The sequence below is a fragment of the Brevundimonas sp. genome, assembly GCF_003248455.1.
In the GTDB taxonomy this organism is placed as follows: Bacteria; Pseudomonadota; Alphaproteobacteria; order Caulobacterales; family Caulobacteraceae; genus Brevundimonas.
In genome coordinates this window covers 49,349-73,457 of record NZ_QFNM01000015.1, presented here as the reverse complement: position 1 = coordinate 73,457, position 24,109 = coordinate 49,349, and the positions used below count along the sequence as shown (strand labels likewise).

At 69.7% G+C, this 24,109-nt stretch carries 31 protein-coding genes; 14 read left to right on the top strand and 17 right to left on the bottom strand.

What is annotated here, in order from left to right; genetic code table 11:
- The first annotated feature begins 57 nt into the window (after positions 1–57).
- On the top strand, positions 58–414 hold the full coding sequence (locus tag DI624_RS07610; protein WP_291537184.1) for a hypothetical protein: 357 nt from the start codon (positions 58–60) through the stop codon (positions 412–414).
- Positions 415–420: 6 nt separating this feature from the next.
- Here the strand turns inward: DI624_RS07610 and recR are convergent, their stop codons facing one another.
- Both recR and DI624_RS07600 read right to left on the bottom strand, forming a co-directional pair.
- Positions 421–1,023 carry a recombination mediator RecR gene (recR, locus tag DI624_RS07605; RefSeq protein WP_291537183.1) on the bottom strand — a complete coding sequence of 201 codons (603 nt, stop codon included), beginning with the start codon at positions 1,021–1,023 and terminating at the stop codon, positions 421–423.
- Positions 1,023–1,352 (bottom strand): YbaB/EbfC family nucleoid-associated protein, encoded by a 330-nt coding sequence (locus DI624_RS07600; RefSeq protein WP_291537182.1) that lies wholly within the window; start codon positions 1,350–1,352, stop codon positions 1,023–1,025. Before DI624_RS07600 ends, recR begins: the two co-directional genes overlap by 1 nt.
- A 171-nt stretch (positions 1,353–1,523) precedes the next feature.
- Here DI624_RS07600 and DI624_RS07595 point away from each other — a divergent pair, with 171 nt between their 5' ends.
- Positions 1,524–2,138, top strand: coding sequence for a malonic semialdehyde reductase (locus DI624_RS07595; protein WP_291537181.1), 615 nt, complete (start codon positions 1,524–1,526; stop codon positions 2,136–2,138).
- 2 nt (positions 2,139–2,140) lie between these two features.
- Here the strand turns inward: DI624_RS07595 and DI624_RS07590 are convergent, their stop codons facing one another.
- Positions 2,141–2,875 carry a c-type cytochrome gene (locus DI624_RS07590; RefSeq protein ID WP_291537179.1) on the bottom strand — a complete coding sequence of 245 codons (735 nt, stop codon included), beginning with the start codon at positions 2,873–2,875 and terminating at the stop codon, positions 2,141–2,143.
- 141 nt (positions 2,876–3,016) lie between these two features.
- Here DI624_RS07590 and DI624_RS07585 point away from each other — a divergent pair, with 141 nt between their 5' ends.
- Entirely contained in the window at positions 3,017–3,760 is a 744-nt protein-coding gene (locus tag DI624_RS07585) for a 3-deoxy-manno-octulosonate cytidylyltransferase (RefSeq protein ID WP_291537177.1), read from the top strand.
- Positions 3,761–3,812: 52 nt separating this feature from the next.
- Here DI624_RS07585 and DI624_RS07580 read toward each other — a convergent pair whose 3' ends face one another.
- Positions 3,813–4,031, bottom strand: coding sequence for a hypothetical protein (locus DI624_RS07580; protein ID WP_291537176.1), 219 nt, complete (start codon positions 4,029–4,031; stop codon positions 3,813–3,815).
- 219 nt (positions 4,032–4,250) lie between these two features.
- Here DI624_RS07580 and DI624_RS07575 point away from each other — a divergent pair, with 219 nt between their 5' ends.
- From DI624_RS07575 to DI624_RS07565, 3 genes are all read left to right on the top strand, one after another.
- Complete coding sequence (locus DI624_RS07575; RefSeq protein WP_291537174.1) at positions 4,251–7,115, top strand: hypothetical protein; 2,865 nt, start codon at positions 4,251–4,253, stop codon at positions 7,113–7,115.
- A 62-nt stretch (positions 7,116–7,177) separates the two neighbouring features.
- On the top strand, positions 7,178–8,101 hold the full coding sequence (locus DI624_RS07570) for a sulfite exporter TauE/SafE family protein (RefSeq protein ID WP_291537173.1): 924 nt from the start codon (positions 7,178–7,180) through the stop codon (positions 8,099–8,101).
- The gene (locus tag DI624_RS07565) at positions 8,098–8,919 is read left to right on the top strand and encodes a TIGR02186 family protein (RefSeq protein WP_291537172.1); all 822 of its coding nucleotides are present in this window, start codon (positions 8,098–8,100) and stop codon (positions 8,917–8,919) included. Before DI624_RS07570 ends, DI624_RS07565 begins: the two co-directional genes overlap by 4 nt.
- Here DI624_RS07565 and gluQRS read toward each other — a convergent pair.
- From gluQRS to DI624_RS07550, 3 genes are read right to left on the bottom strand one after another with little or no spacing between them, the layout of a single operon-like run.
- The gene (gluQRS, locus tag DI624_RS07560; RefSeq protein ID WP_291537171.1) at positions 8,903–9,763 is read right to left on the bottom strand and encodes a tRNA glutamyl-Q(34) synthetase GluQRS; all 861 of its coding nucleotides are present in this window, start codon (positions 9,761–9,763) and stop codon (positions 8,903–8,905) included. The two genes, DI624_RS07565 and gluQRS, sit on opposite strands and share 17 nt — an antisense overlap.
- Positions 9,764–9,766: 3 nt before the next feature.
- The gene (locus DI624_RS07555; protein ID WP_291537170.1) at positions 9,767–10,057 is read right to left on the bottom strand and encodes a type II toxin-antitoxin system RelE/ParE family toxin; all 291 of its coding nucleotides are present in this window, start codon (positions 10,055–10,057) and stop codon (positions 9,767–9,769) included.
- A complete protein-coding gene (locus DI624_RS07550) occupies positions 10,054–10,302 on the bottom strand; it encodes a type II toxin-antitoxin system ParD family antitoxin (RefSeq protein ID WP_291537168.1) in 249 nt (82 codons plus the stop codon). The genes DI624_RS07555 and DI624_RS07550 overlap by 4 nt, the downstream gene beginning before the upstream one ends.
- A gap of 113 nt (positions 10,303–10,415) precedes the next feature.
- Here DI624_RS07550 and DI624_RS07545 point away from each other — a divergent pair, with 113 nt between their 5' ends.
- The 5 genes from DI624_RS07545 (at position 10,416) to DI624_RS07525 (ending at position 13,176) form a co-directional block, all read left to right on the top strand.
- On the top strand, positions 10,416–11,066 hold the full coding sequence (locus tag DI624_RS07545) for a DNA-3-methyladenine glycosylase 2 family protein (protein ID WP_291537167.1): 651 nt from the start codon (positions 10,416–10,418) through the stop codon (positions 11,064–11,066).
- Entirely contained in the window at positions 11,063–11,713 is a 651-nt protein-coding gene (locus DI624_RS07540; protein WP_291537166.1) for a trimeric intracellular cation channel family protein, read from the top strand. The genes DI624_RS07545 and DI624_RS07540 overlap by 4 nt, the downstream gene beginning before the upstream one ends.
- Before the next feature lie 131 nt (positions 11,714–11,844).
- Positions 11,845–12,405: an HNH endonuclease gene (locus DI624_RS07535; RefSeq protein ID WP_291537164.1), complete on the top strand. Its 561-nt coding sequence runs from the start codon at positions 11,845–11,847 to the stop codon at positions 12,403–12,405.
- A gap of 208 nt (positions 12,406–12,613) precedes the next feature.
- Positions 12,614–12,925 carry a thioredoxin gene (gene trxA, locus DI624_RS07530; protein ID WP_291537161.1) on the top strand — a complete coding sequence of 104 codons (312 nt, stop codon included), beginning with the start codon at positions 12,614–12,616 and terminating at the stop codon, positions 12,923–12,925.
- Positions 12,926–12,999: 74 nt separating this feature from the next.
- Positions 13,000–13,176 carry a hypothetical protein gene (locus DI624_RS07525; RefSeq protein WP_291537160.1) on the top strand — a complete coding sequence of 59 codons (177 nt, stop codon included), beginning with the start codon at positions 13,000–13,002 and terminating at the stop codon, positions 13,174–13,176.
- Between the two features lie 43 nt (positions 13,177–13,219).
- On the opposite strand, the gene DI624_RS07520 is transcribed toward DI624_RS07525, so the two are convergent.
- The 9 genes from DI624_RS07520 to DI624_RS07480 form a co-directional block, all read right to left on the bottom strand.
- Complete coding sequence (locus DI624_RS07520; RefSeq protein WP_291537158.1) at positions 13,220–14,506, bottom strand: folylpolyglutamate synthase/dihydrofolate synthase family protein; 1,287 nt, start codon at positions 14,504–14,506, stop codon at positions 13,220–13,222.
- A 5-nt stretch (positions 14,507–14,511) separates the two neighbouring features.
- Positions 14,512–15,402: an acetyl-CoA carboxylase, carboxyltransferase subunit beta gene (gene accD, locus DI624_RS07515; protein WP_291537157.1), complete on the bottom strand. Its 891-nt coding sequence runs from the start codon at positions 15,400–15,402 to the stop codon at positions 14,512–14,514.
- A 10-nt stretch (positions 15,403–15,412) separates the two neighbouring features.
- Complete coding sequence (gene trpA / locus DI624_RS07510) at positions 15,413–16,255, bottom strand: tryptophan synthase subunit alpha (protein WP_291537156.1); 843 nt, start codon at positions 16,253–16,255, stop codon at positions 15,413–15,415.
- Positions 16,252–16,737, bottom strand: coding sequence for a hypothetical protein (locus tag DI624_RS07505; RefSeq protein WP_291537155.1), 486 nt, complete (start codon positions 16,735–16,737; stop codon positions 16,252–16,254). The genes trpA and DI624_RS07505 overlap by 4 nt, the downstream gene beginning before the upstream one ends.
- A complete protein-coding gene (gene trpB, locus DI624_RS07500) occupies positions 16,734–17,936 on the bottom strand; it encodes a tryptophan synthase subunit beta (RefSeq protein WP_291537192.1) in 1,203 nt (400 codons plus the stop codon). Before trpB ends, DI624_RS07505 begins: the two co-directional genes overlap by 4 nt.
- A gap of 74 nt (positions 17,937–18,010) precedes the next feature.
- Positions 18,011–18,652, bottom strand: coding sequence for a phosphoribosylanthranilate isomerase (locus DI624_RS07495; protein WP_291537153.1), 642 nt, complete (start codon positions 18,650–18,652; stop codon positions 18,011–18,013).
- A gap of 40 nt (positions 18,653–18,692) precedes the next feature.
- Positions 18,693–19,445 carry a pseudouridine synthase gene (locus tag DI624_RS07490; protein WP_291537152.1) on the bottom strand — a complete coding sequence of 251 codons (753 nt, stop codon included), beginning with the start codon at positions 19,443–19,445 and terminating at the stop codon, positions 18,693–18,695.
- A 184-nt stretch (positions 19,446–19,629) separates the two neighbouring features.
- Positions 19,630–20,529, bottom strand: a complete 900-nt coding sequence (locus DI624_RS07485) for a class I SAM-dependent methyltransferase (RefSeq protein WP_291537151.1) — start codon at positions 20,527–20,529, stop codon at positions 19,630–19,632.
- A gap of 4 nt (positions 20,530–20,533) precedes the next feature.
- Complete coding sequence (locus tag DI624_RS07480; protein ID WP_291537149.1) at positions 20,534–21,334, bottom strand: undecaprenyl-diphosphate phosphatase; 801 nt, start codon at positions 21,332–21,334, stop codon at positions 20,534–20,536.
- 122 nt (positions 21,335–21,456) lie between these two features.
- Here DI624_RS07480 and DI624_RS07475 point away from each other — a divergent pair, with 122 nt between their 5' ends.
- Both DI624_RS07475 and DI624_RS07470 read left to right on the top strand, forming a co-directional pair.
- The gene (locus tag DI624_RS07475) at positions 21,457–22,458 is read left to right on the top strand and encodes a cation diffusion facilitator family transporter (RefSeq protein WP_291537147.1); all 1,002 of its coding nucleotides are present in this window, start codon (positions 21,457–21,459) and stop codon (positions 22,456–22,458) included.
- A gap of 44 nt (positions 22,459–22,502) precedes the next feature.
- Complete coding sequence (locus DI624_RS07470; RefSeq protein ID WP_291537146.1) at positions 22,503–23,189, top strand: glutathione S-transferase family protein; 687 nt, start codon at positions 22,503–22,505, stop codon at positions 23,187–23,189.
- Here DI624_RS07470 and DI624_RS07465 read toward each other — a convergent pair.
- The gene (locus tag DI624_RS07465; protein WP_291537145.1) at positions 23,186–23,518 is read right to left on the bottom strand and encodes a GIY-YIG nuclease family protein; all 333 of its coding nucleotides are present in this window, start codon (positions 23,516–23,518) and stop codon (positions 23,186–23,188) included. The genes DI624_RS07470 and DI624_RS07465 overlap by 4 nt on opposite strands.
- Before the next feature lie 59 nt (positions 23,519–23,577).
- Between DI624_RS07465 and DI624_RS07460 the strand changes: the two genes are divergently transcribed.
- A complete protein-coding gene (locus DI624_RS07460; protein WP_291537143.1) occupies positions 23,578–24,105 on the top strand; it encodes a DUF2239 family protein in 528 nt (175 codons plus the stop codon).
- Positions 24,106–24,109 lie beyond the last annotated feature (4 nt).

The window sequence follows — 24,109 nt, the reverse complement described above, 5'->3', positions numbered from 1 at the left end:
CAGGAACGCAGCCGTTCCCATCACGTTGGTCTGACTGGAACGGAGGAGGACCAAACCATGAAGCCGCAAGAACCCCGCCGCCACGATCAGGCCGCAGACGCCGTGCGCCAAGGCCGCCCGGTCGACGCCGAATATGTGAGGGCCGGCCGCAAGAGCCCGCGGATCCTGGTGCTGCTGGTGGTGTCCACCCTTGCGGCGGCGATCCTGTTGCTGGGGTTCTGGTTCGTGTCGAACGGCGCCTTCCAGGCGCAGAACCCGACGACCGGCCAGCAGGCCGCCGACGCCCGCGCCTTCGATGGCGACAGCCGCACGCCCCCCGCCGCCGACGCCCCGACCGATTCCACCGGCCGCGCACAGCCTGCGCCGACCGGCGAGGCGCCCAACGTCAACGCGCCGACGCAGCCGTCGAACTGATCCGTCTCAAGTCGGGCGGCGCGCCTTCAGGGCCTGGACGATGGTGCCGTCGTCCAGCCAATCCAATTCGCCCCCGACCGGCACGCCGCGCGCCAGAGAGGTGACTTCGACTTCGGGGCCGGCGATGCGCTCGGCGACATAGTGGGCGGTGGTCTGGCCGTCAACGGTGGCGGGCAGGGCTAGGACGACCTCGCGCACGCCGCCGCCCCTTGCGCGCCCGACCAGTTCGGCGATGCGCAGATGCTCCGGCCCCACGCCGTCCAGCGCCGACAGCAGGCCGCCCAGCACATGATATTTGCCTCGAAAGGCGCCGGACCGCTCCATGGCCCAAAGAGCGCCCGCCTCCTCCACGACGCAGATCAGGCCGTTGTCGCGCGCGTCGTCCGCGCAGATGGCGCACGGGTCGCGGGTGTCCGGCGCGCCGCAGACCGAGCAGGAGACGACCTTCTCGGCGGTCTCGACCAAGGACGCCGCCAGCGGGACCAGCAGCTGTTCGCGCCGCTTCAGCAGGGCCAGGGCGGCGCGCCGGGCGGATCGCGGCCCCAGCCCGGGCAGTTTGGCGAGAAGCGAGATCAGCCGCTCAATCTCCGGCCCGGCGGAGGCGGCCATCAGAACAGTTTCGGCATTCCGGGAATGTTCATCCCGGCCATGGGGCCGGCGGCCTCGCGCATCAGGGCGTTGTTCTGGTCGTCCAGCTTGCGCTTGGCGTCGGCGTGGGCGGCCACGATCAGATCGGCCAGTATCTCGCCTTCGCCGGGGGTCAGCAGGCTGTCGTCGATCCTGATCGCCGTGATCTCGCCCGGCCCCTTCAGGGAGACGGACACGAGGCCGCCGCCCGACGAACCATCGGCGGCGGTGTCGGCCATCTTGGCCTGGGCGTCCTGCAGCTTTTGCTGCATCGCCTGGGCCTGCTGCATCAGTTGGGTCAGATCTTTCATGCCTCTTAGATAGGGGCAAGACCGCGCCCGCGACAGGGGTTTTAACCCCCTGCCCGCCGCATCATGTCGATTTCGGAAACCCAGCGGCGCCGGATCCGGTCTTGCGGCCGCCTTCAGAGAGCTTAATTAGCATCCGCACTCGTTGCTGTTATTCAGGAAGGCATCCTCCCCATGGCTTACGACGCCATCACCCAACGCGACGTCCCGCTGTCGGACGCCGCCCTGTCGCAACTGTTCACCGAGGCGCGCACCCGCAACGCCTGGACCGACCGTCCGGTGCCGCCCGAACTGCTGCGCAAGCTGTACGACCTGACCAAATTCGGCCCGACCGCCGTCAACGCCGGCCCCGCCCGCTTCGTCTTCATCACCTCGCCCGAGGCCAAGGCCCGGCTGGTCCCCCTGATGAGCGAGGGCAATCGCGCCAAGACCCAGCAGGCCCCGGTTAATCTGATCCTGGCCCAGGACATCGACTTCCACGACCATCTGCACGCCCTGTTCCCGCACGCGCCGGGCGCCCGCGACTGGTTCGCCGACGAGGCCGGCCGCCGCGAGAGCGCATTCCGCAACGCCTCGCTGCAGGGCGGCTATCTGACCATCGCCGCGCGCGCCCTGGGCCTGGACGTCGGCCCGATGTCCGGCTTCGACGCCCCAGCGGTCAAGGCCGAGTTCTTCCCCGACAGCAATGTCGAGCCGAACTACATCCTGAACCTGGGCTATGGCTCGGACGAGAACCTGTTTCCCCGCTCGCCCCGCCTGAGCTTCGACGAGGCGGCGCAAATTCTCTGAGGTCAGTGGTTCGGCGGCGCCGCGCTGGTCGCGGCCGGCGGGGCGGCCGGCGTCGCCTGGACGGCGTCGGGCGCGGCGGCGGCGGGCGAGGTTCCGGCGGACTCGGTCGCAGCCGCGCCTTCCGTCACCGCCGGTTCGCCGCCCTCGGACGGCGCGCCGGCCGGAGCCGCGGCGCCCGGCTGACGTGAGGGATCGGGCGCGGGAATGGCGTAGCCGGTCGACCCTTGAGTCCGCAGCCAGGCGATCAGATTGATGCGCGTCTGGGTGTCGCGAATGCCGGCGAAGGACATCTTGGTGCCAGGAATATAGCGCGCCGGGGCGGTGATGAAGGCGTTCACCGCGTCATAGGTCCAGGTCGGAACCTCGGCCTTGTGCTTGGTCATGGCGTCCGAATAGGCGAAGCCGGGGCGGTGCTCGACCGGACCGCCGATCACGCCGTACAAATTCGGACCGATCTTGTCGGCGCCGCCCTGGTGGCCGTCATGGCAGGCCTGGCAGCGCGCGAAGGCCGCTTCGCCCGCCGCCAGGTCGGCGGCGGGCAGCACCGTGCCCCAGTCCGGCGGCAGCTCGGCCTGTTCGGCGCCGGCTGTCTCGTCTGGGGCGTCGACGAAATAGCCCATCTTTTCCGGCGGTTCGGAGTGATAGATCAGGCCCGACGCCTGCTGCACGACCAGGATGACGAACGCCGTCCCCAGGGCCGCGCCGAAAATCTTGTTCCACTTCAGATCGCCGCTCATGCGCCCCGTCTCTCCCCTCCGCCGCTTCCAGGCTGTTGAACCGCGCCTGGTCATAGTCTTGCCTTGCCGTGTCTGGCACGCTAGCGCGGCCTTCGCAACCGGCCCGGCAGACGCCGGCTCGGTATCGCGCCAGGGAAGCCGATGAACCCTTTGATAATGATACCCGCTCGTATGGCGGCCACCCGTCTGCCCAACAAGCCTCTGGCCCTGATCGGCGGCGTCCCCATGATCGTGCGCGCCTATCGCCAGGCCGAGGCCTCGGGCCTGCCGGTGGCGGTCGCCGCCGGCGATCCCGAGATCGTCGAGGCGATCGAGGCCGAGGGCGGACGCGCGATCCTGACCGACCCGGACCTGCCCTCCGGCTCGGACCGCATCCGCGCTGCTGTGGACGCCATCGATCCGCAAGGCGATTTCGACGCCGTCATCAACGTCCAGGGCGACATGCCCTTCGCCAGCCCCGGCCTGGCCACCGCCTGCGCGGCCATTCTGCACGGCGAACCGGCCTGCGACATCGCCACCCTTGTCGCGGCCGAGGCCGATGTGTCGGACCGGACCAATCCCGACGTGGTCAAGGCTGTGCTGGCCCTGAAACAGAACGACCGGAGAGAGGTCGAACGCCAGGGCCGCGCCCTGTATTTCACCCGCTCGACCCTTTACGGCGACGGGGCCGTGTGGCGCCACGTCGGCGTCTACGGCTATCGCCGCGAGGCCCTGAACCGCTTCTGCGCGGCGCCGCAGTCGCCGCTGGAGAAGCGCGAAAAGCTGGAGCAATTGCGCGGGCTTGAACTGGGGATGCAGATCTGGGCCGCCGTCATCGAGGAAGCCCCCCTGTCGATCGACAACCCGACCGACCTGGAGGCGGCGCGGGCGCGCTCCTTCCAATAGGGATGCACGACGGTTTCCACTCCGCGCTTCCCTTCAGGACGGTCGAGCGAGGTCAGCGACCCGGAATCCAGGGCGCCCGTTCGGCGCCGAACAGGGTGGCCAGGTGGATCAGCAGCAACAGGGCCGCGGCGGCGGCGGCGATCATCAGGAACCGCCAGGGCGTCAGGCGCGGTCCCTTCAGGGGGTCGGGCGGCAGCGCCCCGCGCCAGCCGGTGAAGATCATGACGGCCAGGGCGACGCCCAGCAGGCCGAGGGTGACGGTCAGGCTCATAGGGTCGCAGGTGACGAAACCCGCCGCGCTTGGCAAGCGAAACCCTTGCCCGGAAGTTAATCTTCACCGCGCGTTAACCGTGATGGCTCACTAATCAGAGAAGACGACGACGCTGTCCACAGGATAGGCGGATCGCCGCTAGATATTGCGGTTAACCATCAGTTTACACCCTCGATATGGACGGTATAGCCTTCGTCGCATGGGCCGGGAGACGAATCAGTGAGCGCAGCGGCGCCGTGGAGCGTTAAGGGGATCGATCCGAAGGCGCGCGAAGTCGCCAAGGATCTGGCGCGCCGTTCCGGCATGACGCTGGGCGAATGGCTCAACTCCATGATCATGGAGGACGAGGACGAGGGCTACGCCACCCTGCCGCGTCGCGGCCCGGCTTCCGACGCCTATGAGCGGCGCAGCCGCAGCCGCCGGCTGGACGACGCCTACGCCCTGCCCGAGACGGACGGACATCGGATCAGCGCCTCCATCGACGCCATCGCCGCGCGGCTGGAAGCCGCCGAACGCCGCTCGACCGCGGCCATCCAGGGCGTGGACCAGGCGGTCGCCGGTCTGATGCGGCGTCTGGACGGCCAGGATGTCGAAACCCAGGCTCACGCCCGCCGTCTCGACGACATCGCCGAAGAGCTGCGCGAAGGGCATCGGCGCCTGCGCGCCTTCGAGCGCGACACCGGCCCGGCGACGCAAGAAGGCTTCGCCAAGGTCGAGACCGCGCTGGGCGCCCTGTCGGGCCGGCTCTACGAAATCGAGGAACGCCAGCGGCTGGGCGTCAACGACCTGCGCGAACGGATGGAGGCGGTCGAGAAGGCCGCCGGCCCCGGCGTCGGCGCCGAGCTGATGGCTCAGGTCGGGGCGCGGCTGGACGCGGCCCAGAACCGCACGACCGAGGCGCTGAGAACGCTGGAACGCTCTTTCGCCGAACTGGACCGGCGGATGCGGACGGCCGAGAGCCGGGTCGAGCCGGAAGGCGCGCGCGACGCGGCCCGGTTCGAAAAACTGGCCGAGAGCCTGTCACGCCAGATCGACAACAATCGCGCCGAGATGATGCAGCGTCTGGACGCCGCCGAGACCGGCGCGCGGATCGACCGGATCGAGCGCGCCGTCCAGGCCGTGGGCGAGCAGCTCAAGGCCTCGGAACAGAAGTCGGCCGTGGGCCTGGAGGCGATGGGCCGCGAGGTCATGCGCATCGCCCGCAACCTGAGCGCCCGCGTTCAGAAGGTCGAGGGCGACGCCGACGGGCGCGCCGACGCGATCGGCCGGGCGGTCACCGAGGCGGTCGGCCAGACCATCGAGGCCGAGGTGGCGCGTCGCGCCGCCCGCCTGGACCAGGACTTCGCCCGCCATCTCGACCGCGTCGATCAGCGGCTGACGGCCAGCGACGACCGCCACGCCCTGGCGCTGGAGAAACTGGGCGGCGAGATCACCCGCATCTCCGACCAACTCAGCGACCGCATCGCCCAGTCCGAGCGCCGCTCGCAACAGGCGCTGGAGGACATCGGCCGCCGCCTGTCGGAAAGTTCGGAGAAGATCGAGCAGCGCTACGACCGCGCCTCGGGCGAACTGGCCGAGCGGATGCGGATGAGCGAGGAGCGCACCGCCCGCCTGCTGGCCGAGGCGCGCGAAAGCATCGAGACGCGCGGCCCGACCCCGATCCGCGACAAGCCGCTGGACAGCGCCCATTCGCGCGCCGTCGCCGAACGCGCGGCGGCCGCCCCGATCCTGTCCGCATCGCTCGAAAGCGACTGGCGCGCCGCCGCCTTTCCCGACGAGACCTTCGCCGACCAGAATGTTTGGTCCAGCGATCCGGTGACGCCGGCCGTGGCCGCCGCCGCACCCTTCCCGGCCAGCGTCTTCGCGGAGCCCGAACCAACCGCCGCACCCGCGCCCGTCGAAACCGAGCCGGTCGACAGCGAACCCGTCATCCAGCCCTTCAGCGGCTTTGGCGGGGCCGATGTGGAGGATGCGCTGGAAGCCACTTCGCCCGGCTTCTCCACCGCCGCGTCCGCTCCCGAACCGCGCCCCGCCTCGGCGCTGGACGACGACGACGATTTCGGCGGCGAGACCGAATTCGTCGATCCGCGCCAGTTGCGGGCCAGCATGGGCGCGGCGGCTGCGGCCGGCCGAGCCTCCTCGACCCGCTCGACCATCGACGCCGCCCGCGCCGCCATCACCGCCCCGGCCGAGCCGGAGCCGGCCCCGCGCCAAGGCTTCGGCCTGAAGCGCGGCGGCAAGTCCAAGCTGCAGGAGCGGCTGGACAAGCAGGCGGCCCGCGACGGCTCGACGGTCAAGAAGACCTTTCTGGCCTCGGTCACGGCCGTGGCCCTGACGGGCGGGGTATATGGCTATCTGTCGCTGACCGACGGCGGCGCGCCGGGCTTCGACCTGCCCGACCTGATCGGCGGGTCGTCGGCGACGAGCGGCCAGAAGGCGGCCGACGCTCCCTCCGCCCTGCCCCTCGCCGCCTCGGCCGTGACGCCGACCGGACCGCGCGCCGCCTTCGACATCGCCGGACCCGGCGCCGCCGACTACGAGGCCGCCATCGGCAAGCTGGACGGCGGCGACATGTCGGGCCTGGCGGGAATGACGCGCGCCGCCGACCTGGGCTACGCCCCGGCCCAGACCTATTTGGGTCAGCTGTATCTGGACGGCGCCGCCGGCGTTCCGGCCGATCCGGCCAAGAGCCGCCAGTGGGGCCGTCGCGCGGCCGAAGGCGGCGATCCGCGCGGGATGCATCTGTATGGAATGCAGCTGTACGAAGGCGACGGAGGCCCGGCCAACCAGGCCGAGGCCCTGGCCTGGCTGCTGAAGGCCGCGCAGGGCGGCCTGCCCGACAGCCAGTACAACGTCGCGCGCATCTACGAGACCGGCGCGGACGGCGTGGCCAGGAATCCGACCGAGGCCTTGAAGTGGTATATGATCGCCGCGCGTGGCGGCGACAGCGAAGCCCAGGCCGCCGTGACGCGGTTGCGTCCCCTGGCCAGCGCCACGGACCAGCGCGCGGCCCGCGCCGCCGCCGACGCCTTCGTCGCCCAGTCCCGACCTTCGTCGCAGACCGCGTCGCAGGCGACGGGCTAGAAAGACCGCTTCCGCCCCGCCTGACGGCGACCCTGTAAACGCTCCAGCCGAAGGCCTGTCCTTTGGACATCTATCTGCCGATCGCCGAGGTTTCGGTGAACTGGCCGACCCTGGTGATCCTGGGGGCGGTGGTCGGGTTCGTCTCGGGCCTGTTCGGCATCGGCGGCGGCTTCCTGATGGCCCCGATCCTGGTCTTCCTGGGCATTCCCCCGACGGTGGCCGTGGCCAGCCAGGCCAGCCACGTCGTCGCCTCCTCGACCTCGGGGGTGATCCGCTACGCCGGTCAAGGCGCGGTCGATTTCAAGATGGGGGCGGTGATGGCGACCGGCGGGGCGGCAGGGGCCCTGGCGGGGGTCGAACTGTTTCGCTACCTGCGGCTGCTGGGTCAGGCCGATCTGGTGGTGGCCCTGTCCTATCTGGTCTTCCTGGGCGCCATCGGCGTCCTGATGCTGAACGAGAGCCTGACCGAGATCCTGCGCCGCCGCCGGGGCGTCCCCGCGCCGCGCAAGGAGCGGAGGCGGCCCATGTGGCTGTACGGCCTGCCGCTGCGGATCAAGTTTCCCAAGTCGGGCCTCTACATCAGCGCCCTGCCGCCGTTCGGCCTAGGCGTCTTCGCCGGGGTGCTGTCGGCCATCATGGGGGTGGGCGGCGGCTTCATCCTGGTGCCGGCCATGCTCTATGTCCTGCGGATGCGCGCCGGCGTCGTGGTGGGCACCAGTCTGTTCCAGATCATCATCACCACCGCCATCACCACCATCCTGCAGGCCGGACGGAACCAGACGGTCGACATCGTGCTGTCCACCATCCTGCTGCTGGGCGGGGTGGTCGGGGCCCAGATCGGCGCCCGGTTCGCTGGTCGGTTCCGCGCCGAGGAACTGCGTGCGGCTCTGGGGCTGATCGTCCTGCTGGTCGGCATCCAGATGGGGCTGGAGCTGTTCGTGCGGCCTGCCGACATCTTCATGATCGCGCCGGGGGTTCCCGAATGATCCAGGCCCTGCCGCCGCCCGATCCGGCGCCGCCCGCCGCGACGGCCGCCGCGCCCGACCGTTCGCAGGCGACCACCGGCGCCCTGCGCGTCGCCGCCGCCCTGACAGACGCCCAGGTTAAGGTCGATTCCAGCTTCCGGGGCGCCTCCATCGTCCTGTACGGTGCCGTGTTCAATCCAACGCCCGAGCCGGCGGATGTGGTCGTGGTGGTGCGCGGGCCAGACGCCCCGATCCGCCTGGTCAAGAAAGTCCGCACCTCGGGCGTCTGGCTGAACAGCCGCCCGGTGCTGTTCGAGGGGGCTCCCGGCTTCTACATGACCGCCTCCACCCGGCCGCTCAGCGACATCGCCGACTTCGGCCAGTTGCGCCGCCTGGGCGTCGGGGTCGATCACCTGCGCATCGACGCGCCCGAGGAAAGCCGCACCGTCACCCGCTACGGCGTGCGCGACGTGGTGGTCAGTCGGCTGGGCGACGATTATCTGGACTGGCGCCGCGCCGTGATCCGGTTGAAGGAGGCGGCGGCACTCTACGACACCGATTCCCAGGGGGTGGAGTTCGTGGACCGGGGCCTGTTCAGGGCCGAGGTCAAGCTGCCGACCGTGGCTCCGACCGGAAAATACTACGCCGAAGTCTGGCTGTTCCAGGACGGAGAGCCGCAATCGGTCTCCAACCTGACGCTGACGGTCGAAAAGGTGGGGCTGGAGCGCGACATCTACGAGTTCGCCCATCGTCGTCCGTGGCTCTATGGCGTGTTGTGCGTCGTCCTGGCGGCCCTGACGGGCTACGGCGCCTCGCGCATCTTCAGCCGCCGCGACTGAAGCCCAGTTCGGCGCGCAGAGCTTGGGGCGTCAGTCCGCCGGCCCGCAATTCGGCCAGGGTGACTGAGCGGTCCCGCTTGGCGTAGCGCCGCCCGTCCGGTCCGGCCAGAAGCCGATGGTGGCGATAGGCGGGGGCCGGCCAGCCCATCAGCGTCTGGATCAGCCGCTGCACCGAGGTCGCGGCGAACAGGTCCTGGCCCCGGATCACATGGGTCACGCCCTGCAAGGCGTCGTCGTGGGTGACGGCCAGATGATAGGCGACGCCCGTATCTTTTCGCGCCAGAACCACGTCGCCCCCCGCCGTCGGATCGACGGGCAGGACGCCGGTTTGGCCGTCGGGGCCCGCCCCTTCCTCTGTGAAGCTCATGCCGGTCCAAATCGTCTCGCCCAGGGCCTCGCGCGCCCGATCCAGCGACAGCCGCCAGGCGAACGGCGCCCCGTCCGCCAGCAGCCGCGCCTCCTCCGCCGCTGGATGCGGGCCGGGCCGCACGGCCTCCATCGCCCCGTGCGGCGCATCTCCTATGGCGTTCAGGATGTCCTTGCGGGTGCGGAAACACCGGTAGAGCAGACCGCGCGCCCGCAGGCTTTCGACGGCGGCGGCATAGTCGCCCAGATGATCGGACTGGCGACGTGCGGGCCCATCCCAATCCAGCTCCAGCCAGGTCAGGTCCTCCAGAATCCCAGCCTCGTATTCAGGCTTGCAGCGGGTCGGGTCGATGTCCTCGATCCGCAGCAGGAACCGCCCGCCCGCCGCCTTCGCCGCCGACCAGGCGGTCAGGGCCGAAAAGGCGTGGCCTTTATGCAGGCGGCCGGTGGGGGAGGGGGCGAAGCGGGTTATAAACACGGCTCAGTCGTCGTCCGTCGCCAGCAGATGGGTCCAGTCGCGCGCGGCGTGAAGGATGCGGATGATCTCAACATCGCTCGTGACGCGATAGAAGATCAGATACGATCGATGCGGCCGTCGGCGTAGGCCGGTGATCGGCGTTGCAGGATAACGCATCGGATTGTGCGCCAGGCTGTGGCAGCGGTCGAACAATGCGGCGACCTGACGACGAGCGGCGGCAGGGTTGTCCCGGCTGATATGCCGTTCGATCTCGACCAGGTCATTGATCGCCGCTCGCGCGATGCGGACCTTCATCCGCCGTCGGCAGCCCAGCGCGCCTCGAACGCGGCTCGAGCGTCCTCAAGAGCTGACAATCGACCAGCGTCGGCGTCGGCGATACCCTCTTCCAACTTTCCCAACAGGGCCGCCAGGCGCGCCTCGTGCTCCTGAACCAGACGAACCCCCGTGCGCAGCACCTCGCTCTTGGAGCCGTAGCGGCCGTCGCGGACCAGCCGGTCCACCACCTGTTCCAAGGCGCCCAGTTCGACGGTCATGGTCATGACGACCTCCTCCATTCCATCGATCAATAATAGTTATTGGTTCGAGCGGTCGCCAGCCGGAATCCGCCATCGTCGCCATTTCCCTGAACGACCGGGCGCGGCATAGAGGGACCATGCCGCTTCAACCCACGCCCGATGATATCGCCGCCGCGCGTGAGGCGCTGGTCGCCGCCGATCCCGTCCTGGCGGCGGTGCACGCCCAGACGCCGCCGTTCGAATGGCGGCTGCGGGTCGGCGGGTTCGAAGGCCTGTTCCGCATGATCGTGGAGCAGCAGGTGTCGGTGGCCTCGGCCGCCTCGGTCTGGGCGCGGCTGCGCGAGGGTCTGGGCGAGATCACGCCCGAACGTCTGCTGGACCACGACCTGGAGCAACTACGCGGCATGGGCCTGTCGCGGCAGAAGGCGACCTATGGCCAAGGGATGGCGCGCGCCCAGATCGCCGGGGAGATCGACCTGGAGCATCTGTCGAACCTGGACGACCAGTCCGCCATTGCGGCCCTGACCGCGCTGAAGGGCGTGGGCCTATGGACGGCCGAGGCCTATCTGCTGATGTGCGAGGGGCGGCTGGACGTGTTCCCGGGCGGGGACGTCGCCCTGCAGGAGGCGATCCGCTGGGCCGACGGAGCCGATGCCCGCCCCGATCAGAAGGCGGCCTACGCCCGCGCCGAAATATGGCGGCCCTATCGCGCCGTGGCGACCCATCTGCTGTGGGCGTGGTACACTGGCGTCAAGCGCGGCGAGATCGTGCGGGAGACGACGGCATGACCCCGCTCGACCCCGTCCTGAGCGAACCGCTGCGCAATCCCCAGACCGTTCTGTCGGCGCTGGATTTCGCGGGCGTGGCGGTGTTCGCCGCCACCGGCGCCCTGGCCGCCGCGCGCGAGAAACACGACGTCGTCACCTTCGCCTTCTTCGGCGCCATCACCGGCGTCGGGGGCGGCACGCTGCGCGACCTCTTGCTGGGTCTGCCGGTCTTCTGGGTCCAGGACTGGCGGTATGTCGCCGTCTGTCTGATCGCCTCGACGATCCTGTGGCTGATCGGCCAGCGGGACTGGCGGTTCCGGGCGTTGCTGTGGCTGGATGCGGTCGGGCTGGCGGCTTACGGCGTCATGGGCGCGGCCAAGGCCGAGGCGGCCGGCGCCCCGGCCCTGATCTGCATCGTCATGGGCACGCTGACCGCCTGTTTCGGCGGGGTGGTGCGCGACACCCTGGCGGGCCAGCCCTCCATCCTGTTGCGGCGCGAGATCAACGTCACGGCGGCCATCCTGGCGGCCACGGTCTATATGGTCCTGCGGGCGCCGGGCGTCGGCGTCTGGCCCGCCGCGATCGCGGCCGCCCTGTGCGGCTTCATGCTGCGGGCGGCGGCCCTGCGGTGGGGATGGACGCTGCCGGGTTTCCCCGTTCGAAATTGAGGCGCGAAGGTCGCGTCTTCGTCATGGCGACGTCGTCGAATCGCGCGTAGTCTTGGGCCTTCAGACTAGGGAAGGAGCCGCGTCTTCAGTCCTGTCGCCTCCATAACCTCCGCCGCCGGCGGGAGGGCCTGATGCAGGTTCTCCATCGACCCCCGTCCGGGTGGCCGGCCCTGGTGCTGAACGCCGACTTCCGACCCCTGTCCTACTATCCCCTGTCGCTGTGGCCGTGGGAGGAGGCCGTCAAGGCGGTCTATCAGGACCGGGTGGACGTGGTGTCCCTGTACGACAAGGTGGTGCGCTCTCCCTCGATGGAGATGCAGCTGCCCAGCGTGATCGCGCTGAAATCCTATGTCGATCAGGATCGCAGCCCCGCCTTCACCCGTTTCAATGTCTTTCTGCGCGACGGTTTCGCCTGCCAGTACTGCGGCCAGTCGACCGAGCTCACCTTCGATCATGTGATCCCGCGCTCTCAGGGCGGGCGCACGACCTGGGACAATATCGTCGCCGCCTGCAGCCCCTGCAATCTGGCAAAGGGCGGCCGCACCCCGCGCCAGGCCATGATGCCGATCCGCCGCGATCCCTATCGCCCAAACGCCTGGCAGCTTCAGGACGCGGGCCGCCGCTTCCCGCCGCATTACCTGCATCAGAGCTGGCTCGACTATCTGTATTGGGACATAGAGCTCGAACCTTAGAGTTCTTTTCAGTTGCTCGAAGTGCCTCAACGAAGGTGCCCTCGGCCGCAACCGGCGCTTGGGCTTGACGGGTCATGGAGTGGAAGAGTTGATTTGCCCGCGATTCGCTCCCACATCTGCCAGCGAACCCGGACAGGCCGGACAACCCCTATCGCGCTCGAGCCGCTCGACTCCGCGAGCCGAACGACAGCGCCCCAAGGAACCATCTATGGCGACGGTAAAAGTCACCGACGAAAGCTTCGACGCCGACGTCCTGAAGGCCTCGACCCCGGTCCTGGTCGATTTCTGGGCCGAATGGTGCGGCCCGTGCAAACAGATCGGTCCCGCGCTGGAGCAGATCGCCGACGAACTGGGCGGCCAGGTCACGGTGGCCAAGGTCAATATCGACGACAGCCCCATGGGCATCCCCACCCTGATGCTGTTCAAGGACGGCCAGATGACCTCGATGAAGGTCGGCGCCATGCCCAAGGGCAAGATCGTCGAATGGCTGGCCGAGGCCGGCGTCAAGGCCGACGCCTGATCCCCCCTCCGCCGGATCTAAGATCGCGCCCGCCGGTTCCGACCGGCGGGCGTTTTTCATGCTAAGGATACGCCATGAGCGACCAGGACACGCCTGACGACATCCCCGGCGAAACGCCGGTGCAAAAGGCTCTGCGCCTGAAAAACGCCAAGCTGGCCGGTCGCCCCAAGCCGCCGCGCGGCGGCCGTTTCCAGCGCGAGCAGAACGCCCGGATCGAGGCCGGAAAGTCCCGACCCTGGATGAGCAAATAGCCCGCCTATTCTCAATCCCCGTTCCGGGGAGGGAAGGTCGGCGCTAATCCGGCCAGGTCGCTTGGCTGGCGCCCAGCACCTCGCCCGCCAGATACAGGGAGCCGCAGATGGCGACGCGGCCGGCGCCCAGGCGCAGGGCCAGGTCCAGCGCCTCGCCGACCGATCCGGCAGGCGTCGCCGCAAGCCCGTGACCGCGCGCCACGGCGGCCAGGCTGGCAGGGTCGGCCGCCGCCCCGTCGAAGCCGACGGTGAAGACCGTGGCGTGACTGTCCTTCAGGGCCGCGAAGAAGCCGCCCGCGTCCTTGTTGGCCAGCATGCCGCAGATCAGGGCCAGGGGACGCGGCGCCCGCGCCTGCCGCTCGGCCAGGAAGGCGGCCAGCGCGCGTCCGGCGTGGGGATTGTGCCCGCCGTCCAGCCACAGTTCGGCCTCCGCCGCCCTGGCCGCCTCGCCATAAGGACCGGCCGAAAGCCGTTGCAGCCGCGCGGGCCAGCGCACGGTCCGCAGCCCCTCGGCGATCGCGGCTTCCGGCAGGTCCAGTTCGATGGCCGCCGCCACGGCCAGGGCCGCATTGTCGATCTGGTGCGCCCCCGCCAGGGCCGGCGCCGGCAGGTCCATGAACAGGTCCGCCGTCTGGAACGCCATGCCGCCCCGCTCGGCCCAGGCGTCGAAATCGACCCCCAGCACCGTCAGCCGCGCATGGACGTCGGCTGCGCGCCGTTCGATGGCGGCCATAGCCTCTTCCCGCTGACGCGCGATCACCGCCGGCGCCCCGGCCTTCAGAACCCCCGCCTTCTCCGAGGCGATGCCGGCCAGATCGGTCCCCAGGAACTCGGCGTGGTCGTAGTCGACCGGCGCGATCACGCTCAGCAGCGGGCGTTCGATGACATTGGTGGCGTCCAGCACCCCGCCCAACCCCACCTCGATCACGGCCAGGTCGGCGGGCGTCTCGCTCATGGCCAGGAAGGCGGCGGCGGTGGTGCTTTCGAACACCGTGGCCTCGCTGTCGGTCTGGGCCATGACGGCTTCGATCCGGTCCAGGACGGCGTTCAGCGCCGCGTCCTCGATCAGTTTGCCGGCCAGCCGGATCCGCTCGTTGAACCGCACCAGATGGGGCGAGGTATAGGCATGGACCCGCAGACCCGCCGCCTCGGCGATGGCCCGGATCAGGGCCACGGTCGATCCCTTGCCGTTGGTGCCCGCCACATGAACCACCGGCGGCAAGCGGTGCTGCGGATCGCCCAGGGCGGCGCACAGCGTCCTCATCCGGTCCAGGGACAAGTCGATCCGTTGCGGATGCCGCGCCCGCAGGCGCTCGGAGATCGGGTCCACGGCGGTCAGGCCGCCTGGCGCGTCCCGCCCATCAGCATGGACAGAATCTGGCCCAGGGTGCGCGGCAGGTCGGCGCGCGTCACCACCCGGTCCACCATGCCCTTTTCCTGCAGATATTCGGCGCGCTGGAAGCCGGGGGGCAGTTTCTCGCGGATGGTGGCCTCGATTACGCGCGGGCCGGCGAAGCCGATCAGGGCGCCCGGCTCGGCCAGATGCACGTCGCCCAGCATGGCGTAGGAGGCCGTCACCCCGCCCGTCGTCGGGTCGGTCAGGACCACGGCGTAGGGCAGTTTCGCCTGTTTCAGCTCCTCGACGGCCAGGGTGGTGCGCGCCATCTGCATCAGCGACAGGGCGCCCTCCTGCATCCGCGCGCCGCCGGCGGCGGTGAAACAGACCAGCGGCAGCTTGCGGGCCACGGCCTCGCGCGCGGCCTTGATGAAGGCCTCGCCCGCCGCCATGCCCAGCGACCCGCCCATGAAGGTGAAGTCCTGGACGATCACCACCGCCATCTGGCCGCCGACGGGGCCGACGCCGATGGCCATGGTGTCCTTGCGGCCCGCCGCCTTGCGCGCCGCGTTCAGCCGGTCCTTGTAGGATTTGCCGTCCGAGAATTTCAGCGGGTCCTCGGGCACATCGGGGCTGTCGACAGCTTCGAACACGCCGCCGTCGAAGGTGGCCTTCAGCCGCGTCGGCGCATCGATCCGCATATGGCGGCCGGACGGCGTGACCCACAGGGCCGTCTCCAGGTCCGGCCGATACAGCATCTCGCCGCTGTCGGGGTCCTTGACCCACAGATTGTCGGGCGTATCGCGGCGCGAGACGATCTTGCGCACGCCGGGAGCGAAGCGGCTGAGCCAGCCGACGCGCTTTTCCTGAGGCTTGGTCTTGTCGTTCATCCGCGCGCTCTTAGACGGTTTCCGCCACGGAAGCACTAGTCACGACAGACCGCACGGCGTCGCCCAGGGCCTTGACCCGGGCCAGAACGCGCGGGGCGGCCGCTTCGTTCGCCTCCAGCGCGGCGGCCACCTCGTCCACCAGGGCCGAGCCCACCACCACCGCATCGGCCACCCTGGCGATGGCGGCGGCCCGTTCCGGCGTCTTGATGCCGAAGCCGACCGCGACCGGCAGGCCCGAGGCCGCCCGCACCCGCGCCACGGCCGGGGCCACTATATCGGCGTCCGCCTCCTTGACCCCGGTCACGCCCGCCACGGCGACATAATAGACGAAGCCCGACGTCCCCTGGACCACCACCTTCAGACGCGCGTCGTCCGAGGTCGGCGTCGCCAGGCGGATCAGCGCGATCGAAACCTTGTCCAGCGCCTCGACCAGCGGCCCGGCCTCTTCCGGCGGGCAATCCACCACGATCAGCCCGTCGATGCCGCAGTCGGCCGCATAGGCGGCGAAGGCGTCGTAGCCCAGGCTCTCGATCGGGTTCAGATAGCCCATCAGCACGATCGGCGTGGCGTCGTCGCCTTTGCGGAAATCCCTGGCCAGATCCATCGTCGACCGCAGGCCGAACCCGGCCGTCAGCCCTCGGATCGCCGCCTTCTGGATCGGCGGCCCCTCGGCCATCGGATCGCTGAACGGAAAGCCCAGCTCGATGATGTCCGCCCCGGCGGCCGGCAGCCCCTTCAGGATCGCCAGCGCCTCATCCCGCGACGGATCGCCCCCCATCACATAGGGAATGAAGGCCGCACGGCCCTCGGCCTTCAGCGCCTGAAAGCGCGCGTCGATTCGGGCGGTGGTCATTGCGACAGCGATCCGGCGGCGGCCGGCGCGGCCGATTGCGCGGCGCAGACGTCGCCGGGAATGGTGGCGAAGCCCAGATAGGCGGGCAGTTCGGCGACGGCGGTCTTGGTCGTGTCGTAGAAGGCGACCATCTGCATGCCGTCGCAGCCGCCGGCCGCGCGGCGCTTGACGAAGACGACGCGGTTCTCGTCGCCGCCGGCCGCCAGCCAGCCCTTGCTCGCCAGGTCGGCGATATAGGCGTCGGCCAGGGCGCCGATCTGGCCCAGTTGAGCCGTCACGCACCAGGCGCGCCCGGCCAGATTGTTCAGCGCGCCGCAATCGGCCGCCAGTTCCGCGCCGGGCAGCAGGCCGACATCGGCCGGTCCGCCCTGCGGCGCCGGCCGGGCCGCAGCCGGCGGCGGCGTCTGGACGGCGGCCTGGGCCTGGACGGCGGCGGCGGACAGGGCGAGCGCGGCGCTCGCGGCCAGAAGAACAGGCTTCACAATTCCACTCCCAGATGTTTGGCGACCTGGAAGATGTCCTTGTCGCCGCGTCCCGACATCAGCAGCACCACATCGCCGTTCTTTCCAACTTCCTTGGCGATCTCGCCGGTCCGCGCCAGGGCGTGGGCGGGTTCCAGGGCGGGGATGATCCCCTCCAGCTTGGAGCACAGCTGGAACGCCTCCAGCGCCTCGTCGTCGGTCGCCGAACGATATTCGGCCCGGCCGATGTCGTGCAGCCAGGCGTGTTCCGGCCCGATGCCCGGATAGTCCAGACCCGCCGAGATCGAATGCCCTTCGACGATGTTGCCGTCGTCGTCCTGGAGCAGATAGGTCCGGTTGCCGTGCAGCACGCCAGGCCGCCCGCCCTTCAGCGACGCCGCATGGTCGGGCGTGTCCAGGCCGTAACCCGCCGCCTCGACCCCGATCAGCCGCACGCCCTCGTCCTCGATGAAGGGGTGGAAGGCGCCGATGGCGTTCGATCCGCCGCCGATGCAGGCCACGACGGCCTGGGGCAGCTTGCCCATCTGGGCCAGCGACTGGGTCTTGATCTCCTTGCCGATGACCGACTGGAAGTCGCGCACCATGGCTGGGTACGGATGCGGCCCCGCCGCCGTGCCGATGATGTAATAGGTGTCCGAGACGTTCGTGACCCAGTCGCGCATCGCCTCGTTCATCGCATCCTTCAGGGTCGCGGCTCCGGCGGTGACGGGAAAGACCTCGGTCCCCAGCAGCCGCATGCGGAAGACGTTCGGCTGCTGCCGCTCCACGTCCACCGCCCCCATATAGACGGTGCAGGGCAGGCCGAACCGCGCCGACACGGTCGCCGAGGCCACCCCGTGCTGACCCGCGCCGGTCTCGGCGATGATCCGGGTCTTGCCCATGCGACGGGCCAAGAGGATCTGGCCCATGCAGTTGTTGATCTTGTGCGCGCCCGTGTGGTTCAGGTCCTCGCGCTTCAGCCAGATGTTCGCCCCGTCGAAATGCTCGGTCAGCCGTTCGGCGAAATACAGCGGGCTTTCGCGACCGACATAGTGGGTCAGGAAACCGTCCAGCTCGGCCTGGAAGCCGGGATCCGCCTTGGCCGCCTTATAGGCCGCATCCAGCTCGTGGATCAGCGGCATCAGGGTCTCTGCGACGAACTGCCCGCCATAGGGGCCGAACCGTCCCTTGGCGTCGGGCCAGGCGTAGGCGTTCGCCAGCGGGGCGGAATCGGCGGCTTGGAGAGGCGTCTGAGCGTTCACGGTTTCGACTTTCACGCGGGGAGGCGTCGCAATTACGACCGGCGCGCGTTTCGGATGAAGGTCGCGATCCGGCTGGCGTCCTTAACACCCGGCGCGCTTTCGACGCCAGAGGACACGTCCGCCATCGGCGTGCCGGTGATCCGCAGCGCCTCGGCGACATTGTCGGGGGTCAGACCGCCCGCCAGGAACCACGGATGGCGAAACGCCTTGTCCGCCAGCAGGGTCCAGTCGAAACTGTGCCCCATCCCGCCCGGCAGGCCCGACCCCTCCGGCGGCTTGGCGTCGAACATCAGATGATCGGCGTGATAATCCCATTCGTCGGCGGCGGCGAAGTCGTCCGCCTGCCGGATCGGCAGGGCCTTGATGACCCCCGCCCCCGTCAGCGTCCGCACCCGTTCCGCCCGCGCCGGCGTCTCCGATCCATGCAGCTGGACGAAGTCGGGCCTCAGCGTCCGCGCGATCTCGTCCAGCAGGGCGTCGTCGGGATCGACCGTCACCGCCACGATCCCGGCCCGCCCCCGCGCCCGCGCGAACAGTTCGGCCGCCGTCTCGGGCGCGAGATGGCGCGGGCTTTTCGGGAACACCACCGCTCCGACGAAATCGGCCCCGCCGTCCAAGGCGGCGTCCAACGTCTCGCCCGTGGTCAAGCCGCAGATCTTGATCTTGGTGGTCATCCCTCGACCTGCGCGTCCGATCCCGCAGGCGTCAAGACCTTCAGCCCACGCTCTCGGGCGCCGTGAAAATCGAGGCGACCTCATCCGCCGTCGCCAGCCGCCACTGTCCGGGCGCCAGATCGGCCGGCAGGACCAGCCCGCCCAGCCGCTCGCGATGCAGGGTCTCGACGTGGTTGCCGACGGCGGCGAACATGCGCCGGACCTGATGATAGCGCCCTTCCGTCACCGTCAACAGCGCCTCCGTCGGCGTCACGATCTCCAGCACCGCCGGCGCCAGCGGCTTGTCCTCGCCCTCAAGCACCAGTTCGCCCGAGGCGAACAACGCGCCTTCCGTCCCCGCCAGCGGCCGCGCCAGCCCCGCTCGGTAAACCTTGGCCACATGGCGTTTGGGGCTGATGACCCGGTGCAGCAGGTCGCCGTCGTCGGTCAGCAGCAGAAGGCCCGTCGTCTGCTTGTCCAGCCGCCCGATGGTCGAGATCGCGGGATCGCGCCGGCGCCACCGGTCGGGCAGGATGTCATAGACCAACGCCCCCTCCTCCTTGTGCGAACAGGTCATTCCGAGGGGCTTGTTCAGCAGGATCACCAGTCCCGGCACGGGGTCCAGCGGCTCCCCGTCGATCTCCATCCGCGTCGGCAGGTCGGGCGTCACGGCGATCCGCCTGGACACGTCGGTCAGGTCCGCCCCGTCCAGCACGATCCCGCCCGCCCTGGCCATCCGCGCCATCTCGGCGCGCGAGCCATAGCCCATCGAGCCCAGCAGGCGGTCGACGCGAGAGGTCAGGGTCTTGGCCATGTCTTTCGTCATCCTCCGGCAAGCCGCTTGCGGCGCAGACCGGGGGACCCGGCGGCGCCGAAGGCGATGGTTCGGCCGCACCGATGGTCGAGGAGAAACGCCGCGACAGATTCGCGCTCGCGCGCGCCGCTGGGTCCCCCGGTCTCGCTGCGCTCGCCGGAGGATGACGAAGACGGAAGGAAAATCACTTGGTGGCCTCGAACAGCTTGTAGCCGCCCTCGTCGGCGACGACGCGCACCCGCTTGAACGCCGCGTCCAGCTCCGCCTCATAGGGCAGGTGGCGGTTGGCCACGATCCAGGCGACCCCGCCCTTCTTCAGCAGGTCGGCCGCCTTGCGCACGAAGGCCTGGCCCAGCCGCCGGTCCTCGGCCCCGCCGTCGTGGAAGGGCGGATTGCTGACCACGAAATCCTTGTCGCCTTTGGCCTCCAGGGTGCGGGCGTCGGCCCACCAGACCTTGGCCCGTTCGTCCTTGACGTTCTCGCGCGCGGCGCGGATGGCGCGACGGTCCAGGTCGACCAGTTTCAGCTTCGTCACCGCGGGCGAACGCAGCACCACGGTCGCCAGGGCCCCATATCCGCATCCCAGATCGACCCCCTCGCCCTTCATCGGCGGCAAATGCCGGGCCAGAAGCGCCGAGCCCGGATCGATCCGGTCCCAGGCGAATATCCCAGGCTGCGACCAGGCCTCCAGCCCCGGCGCGATCTGGGGTCCGCCCGCGGCGATGGCTTCGTCCAGCACCGCGACCGTCTCTGGGCGAATGACGACGCAGCGCCGGTGATGCGCCTTGGCCGTTTCGGCGACCTCCAGGCCGAAGCCCTTCAGCTCCTTGCCCAGGCGTGCGCCGCCCCGATCCTTGGGCGCCATGACGTCCAGCCGCCCGCCGACCTTCAGCGCCCTCAGCGCCAGGGCCAGCACATAGCGCCGCTCCAGCACGCCGGGCGGGGCGTAGATCATCGCCGCATCGGCCGATCCGGGCGCCTGCGCCTCCAGCGCCGCCGAATCCGGGATCAGGGGCGAGGTCTGGATCGCGTCGCCGGGCGGATCGAAGACGGCCGGCGGGCGGCCATAGAGCAGCGTGGTCATGGCCTCAGAACCCGGCTTGCAGCAGCACCAGCCCCACGACCCCGACCGCGATCCGCCACCAGGCGAAGACGCCGAACCCGCGCCTGGACACGAAATCAAGCAGGAACCGCACCACCGCCAGGGCCGCCAGGAAGGCCGTCACGAAACCGACGGCGATCAGGCCGACGTCGCTGAAGTCCAGCGTCCTGTGGTTCTTAAAAAGGTCATAGGCCACCGCCGCCCCCATGGTCGGCAGGGCCAGGAAGAAGCTGAACTCGGCCGCCGACCGCTTGTCGGTCTTCAGCAGCAGGCCGCCGGCGATGGTGGCGCCGGATCGCGACACGCCGGGTATCATGGCCAGGCACTGGAACAGGCCGATCAGGAAATATATCCGCATCGGATAGGTCTCTGCGTCCAGCCAGCGGGGCGCCTTGTCCATCCGGTCCAAGGCCAGCAGGATCACGCCGCCCACGATCAGGGCGATGCAGATCACCTGGGGCGTCTCGAACAGCACCCCCTTGATAAAGTCGTAGGCGGCAAAGCCGATCACCATCGCCGGCAGAAAGGCGACCAGGAGCCCGATCAGGAACCGCCGCGCCTCCGGGTCGAACGGCCAGCGCGTCGCCAGCGTCCACAGCTTCCTGAAATAGACGCTGACGATGGCCAGCAGCGCCCCCAGCTGGATGACGATCTCGAACGTTTTGCCCGCGCTCTCGAACCCCATGAAATGGCCCAGCAGCAGCATATGGCCGGTGGAGGACACCGGTATGAACTCGGTCAGCCCCTCGACCAGACCCAGGATGATAACCGCCAGCCAGTCCGACATGAAAACCCCGAAAACACATGAACCCGGACGCCGCGCGCCCGGCCTGCCTGCCTTTAGCGCAATCGCCCCCGATTAGGCGAGCGGTTGGCTTTCCGCCACGATTGCGCGAGAAGAGGCGTCAAATGACGACGCCCGCCCCCGCCCCCGCGCCCCTGGAAGACGCCCATCTCGCCACGCGGCGCATCACCCGCCTGTCGGTGGGGGTGGCGGTGGCGCTGATCGCGCTCAAGGCGTTCGCCCTAGGCGCCTCCGGCTCGGTCTCCATCCTGGCCAGTCTGGCGGATTCGGCCCTGGACCTGGCGGCTTCCCTGACCACCTTCTTCGCCGTGCGCTGGGCCGCCGCCCCGCCGGACGAAGATCACCGCTACGGCCACGGCAAGGGCGAAGCCCTGGCCGCCCTGGTCCAGGCGGGTCTGGTCTTCGCCTCGGCCGTCTTCATCGGCTGGGAGGGGATGCAGCGCATCTTCGATCCCCGCCCCGTCACGGCCGGCGTCTGGGCGACCGGCGTCGTGGTCGCAGCCATCGCCATCACCGGCTGGCTGGTGTGGATGCAGACCCGGGCGCTGAAGAAGACCGGCTCCCTGGCCGTGGCCGGCGACCGCGCCCACTACGCCGCCGACTTGGCCGCCAATGTCGTGGTTCTGATCGGGGTGGCGTCGGGCGCCTTCCTGGGCGCGCCGGGGCTGGATGCGGCGGCCGGCGTGGTCGTCGCCGTCTGGCTGTTCTGGGGCGCGACCGGCATGTTGAAGGCCGCCGCCGATCACCTCCTGGACCGCGCCGCGCCAGAGGCCGACCGCGCCGCCGTCGCCCAGGCCGTCCTGGCCGACCCGCGCGTGTCGGGCGTGCATCAGTTGCGCACCCGCATGGTCGGGCCGGTGATGATGGTCCAGATGCACGTCGATCTGGACGGCGCCCTGACGCTTGACGCCGCCCACGCCATCGTGGTCGAGGCCGAACGCCGGGTGTTGGAGCGGTTCCCCGCCGCCGACATCCTGATCCACGCCGATCCGCGCGGCCTCGCCCGCCCCTCGGCCCCGGCCGCCGAACCGGCCGCCGCCGCATCGCCGACCGAGGCCTTGACCGAAGCCCCCTCCGCCCCCGTCGCCAAGGGCCCCTGGTCCTGACGCGGTAAACGGCGATTTAACGGGTCGGGGCGCATCAAGCCGCGATGGCCGATCCTTGCGTTCTCTTCCACTTCGCCTTCCAGCCCGCCTCGCGCGCCGCGCGCCTGGCGCTGGGCGAGGCGCGGATCGACTGGACCGATACGCCCGTCCGTCCGTGGGAGGACGACTGTCCGGTCAACGACTTCAATCCTTCGGGCCTGCCGCCGGTGATCCAGACCAGCGACCGGGGCCGCCCCCTGACCCTGTGCGAACTGCCCGCCGTCCTGGGCTGGGTCGAGGATCAGCAGAAGGGGCCGCTGCTCCTGCCCGCCGACGCGGGCGAACGGGCCGAGGCGCGCCGCCTGACCGGCTGGTTCGAGCGCCGGTTCACCGACGAGGTCGACGCCGTTCTGCTGCACGAGAGGATGGAGAAACCCCTGCTCAAGCTCGGCCCGCCCGAGGCCCGCGCCCTGCGCGACGGCCGCGACGCCCTGAAATCCCACCTGGCGATGCTGGAAGACCTGGTCGCCGCCCGCGACTGGCTGGCCGGGCGCCGCCTATCCCAGGCCGACCTGATCGCCGCCGCCCACCTGTCGGTCCTGGACTATTTCGGCGAAATCCCCTGGCAGACCTGGCCCGCGCTGAAGACCTGGTACTCCAAGCTGAAATCCCGCCCTTGCTTCCGCCCCCTGCTGGCGGACCGCTTCGTCGGCGTGCCGCCGTCGGGGTGGTATGCGGATCTGGATTTCTAAAGCGCCTCGGCGTTCAGCCGCGCGATCCACAGCCTGGCGCGTCCCGCCAGTTCGTCCTTGCGTCGCAGATCGGAAATGTCCTCGGGCAGACGGTCCAGCTGTTCGAAGCGGAAATCCTCGGGCGAATGCGCCGTCCACGCCGCCTGAAGCGACCGGTACGGGCTGCCGCCATGGCGCAGCGCAAACCACAGGCCGTTCTGTTCGGTGTCGATGTGGCGGCTCTTGCCGACCCAGACCTGGCCCGTCGCACTGCAGATCACGGCGTAGATTCCGGCGATGGTCGGCCGCTCCTTGTATTCGGCGATCAGGGCCTTGCGGCTTGTGGTCATGGCGGCTTTCCTTATTATCCGGGTATTATCCTAGGCGTTAAATTTATCCGGGTAAATATATGGACGACGAACTTCGCCAGCTGGTCCTGTTCGACGGCTCGGATCGGATCGCCAAGGGACCGGAAACAGCCGTGTCGGCCGCCTTCCAGACCGCCCTGTCGGCTTCGCCCCAGGCGTCGCTGCGCGTCTTCGACCTGGGGACCGGCCGTCCGGTCGATCTCGATCTGCGGCCGGCGACGCCGCGACGCGGCCGCCCGCGCCTGGGCGTCGCTGCGCGCGAGGTCACTCTGCTGCCGCGCCATTGGGATTGGTTGGCGACCCAGCCGGGCGGGGCCTCGGCTGCCCTGCGTCGGCTGGTGGAACAGGCGCGCAAGATCGGCGCGGACGACGATGCGCGCCGCCGTCGCACCGACGCCGCCTATGGCTTCATGGTCGAAATGGCCGGCGACGCCCCCGATTTCGAAGAGGCCAGCCGCGCCCTGTTCGCCGCCGACCGCGAGCGTCTGATCGCCCTGATCGCGCCCTGGCCCGTGGATGTCCGGGCGCAGATCATCGAACTGTTCGACGGCGCGGCGCCCGCCGACTGACGCC

Excerpts from the sequence above, each read along its gene's own strand:
- DI624_RS07610 (WP_291537184.1), top strand. The coding sequence starts at position 58 with ATGAAGCCGCAAGAACCCCGCCGCCACGATCAGGCCGCAGACGCCGTG.
- recR (WP_291537183.1), bottom strand. The coding sequence starts at position 1,023 with ATGGCCGCCTCCGCCGGGCCGGAGATTGAGCGGCTGATCTCGCTTCTC.
- DI624_RS07600 (WP_291537182.1), bottom strand. The coding sequence starts at position 1,352 with ATGAAAGATCTGACCCAACTGATGCAGCAGGCCCAGGCGATGCAGCAA.
- DI624_RS07595 (WP_291537181.1), top strand. The coding sequence starts at position 1,524 with ATGGCTTACGACGCCATCACCCAACGCGACGTCCCGCTGTCGGACGCC.
- DI624_RS07590 (WP_291537179.1), bottom strand. The coding sequence starts at position 2,875 with ATGAGCGGCGATCTGAAGTGGAACAAGATTTTCGGCGCGGCCCTGGGG.
- DI624_RS07585 (WP_291537177.1), top strand. The coding sequence starts at position 3,017 with ATGAACCCTTTGATAATGATACCCGCTCGTATGGCGGCCACCCGTCTG.
- DI624_RS07580 (WP_291537176.1), bottom strand. The coding sequence starts at position 4,031 with ATGAGCCTGACCGTCACCCTCGGCCTGCTGGGCGTCGCCCTGGCCGTC.
- DI624_RS07565 (WP_291537172.1), top strand. The coding sequence starts at position 8,098 with ATGATCCAGGCCCTGCCGCCGCCCGATCCGGCGCCGCCCGCCGCGACG.
- DI624_RS07555 (WP_291537170.1), bottom strand. The coding sequence starts at position 10,057 with ATGAAGGTCCGCATCGCGCGAGCGGCGATCAATGACCTGGTCGAGATC.
- DI624_RS07550 (WP_291537168.1), bottom strand. The coding sequence starts at position 10,302 with ATGACCATGACCGTCGAACTGGGCGCCTTGGAACAGGTGGTGGACCGG.
- DI624_RS07545 (WP_291537167.1), top strand. The coding sequence starts at position 10,416 with ATGCCGCTTCAACCCACGCCCGATGATATCGCCGCCGCGCGTGAGGCG.
- DI624_RS07540 (WP_291537166.1), top strand. The coding sequence starts at position 11,063 with ATGACCCCGCTCGACCCCGTCCTGAGCGAACCGCTGCGCAATCCCCAG.
- DI624_RS07535 (WP_291537164.1), top strand. The coding sequence starts at position 11,845 with ATGCAGGTTCTCCATCGACCCCCGTCCGGGTGGCCGGCCCTGGTGCTG.
- trxA (WP_291537161.1), top strand. The coding sequence starts at position 12,614 with ATGGCGACGGTAAAAGTCACCGACGAAAGCTTCGACGCCGACGTCCTG.
- DI624_RS07525 (WP_291537160.1), top strand. The coding sequence starts at position 13,000 with ATGAGCGACCAGGACACGCCTGACGACATCCCCGGCGAAACGCCGGTG.
- accD (WP_291537157.1), bottom strand. The coding sequence starts at position 15,402 with ATGAACGACAAGACCAAGCCTCAGGAAAAGCGCGTCGGCTGGCTCAGC.
- trpA (WP_291537156.1), bottom strand. The coding sequence starts at position 16,255 with ATGACCACCGCCCGAATCGACGCGCGCTTTCAGGCGCTGAAGGCCGAG.
- DI624_RS07495 (WP_291537153.1), bottom strand. The coding sequence starts at position 18,652 with ATGACCACCAAGATCAAGATCTGCGGCTTGACCACGGGCGAGACGTTG.
- DI624_RS07490 (WP_291537152.1), bottom strand. The coding sequence starts at position 19,445 with ATGGCCAAGACCCTGACCTCTCGCGTCGACCGCCTGCTGGGCTCGATG.
- DI624_RS07485 (WP_291537151.1), bottom strand. The coding sequence starts at position 20,529 with ATGACCACGCTGCTCTATGGCCGCCCGCCGGCCGTCTTCGATCCGCCC.
- DI624_RS07480 (WP_291537149.1), bottom strand. The coding sequence starts at position 21,334 with ATGTCGGACTGGCTGGCGGTTATCATCCTGGGTCTGGTCGAGGGGCTG.
- DI624_RS07475 (WP_291537147.1), top strand. The coding sequence starts at position 21,457 with ATGACGACGCCCGCCCCCGCCCCCGCGCCCCTGGAAGACGCCCATCTC.
- DI624_RS07470 (WP_291537146.1), top strand. The coding sequence starts at position 22,503 with ATGGCCGATCCTTGCGTTCTCTTCCACTTCGCCTTCCAGCCCGCCTCG.
- DI624_RS07465 (WP_291537145.1), bottom strand. The coding sequence starts at position 23,518 with ATGACCACAAGCCGCAAGGCCCTGATCGCCGAATACAAGGAGCGGCCG.
- DI624_RS07460 (WP_291537143.1), top strand. The coding sequence starts at position 23,578 with ATGGACGACGAACTTCGCCAGCTGGTCCTGTTCGACGGCTCGGATCGG.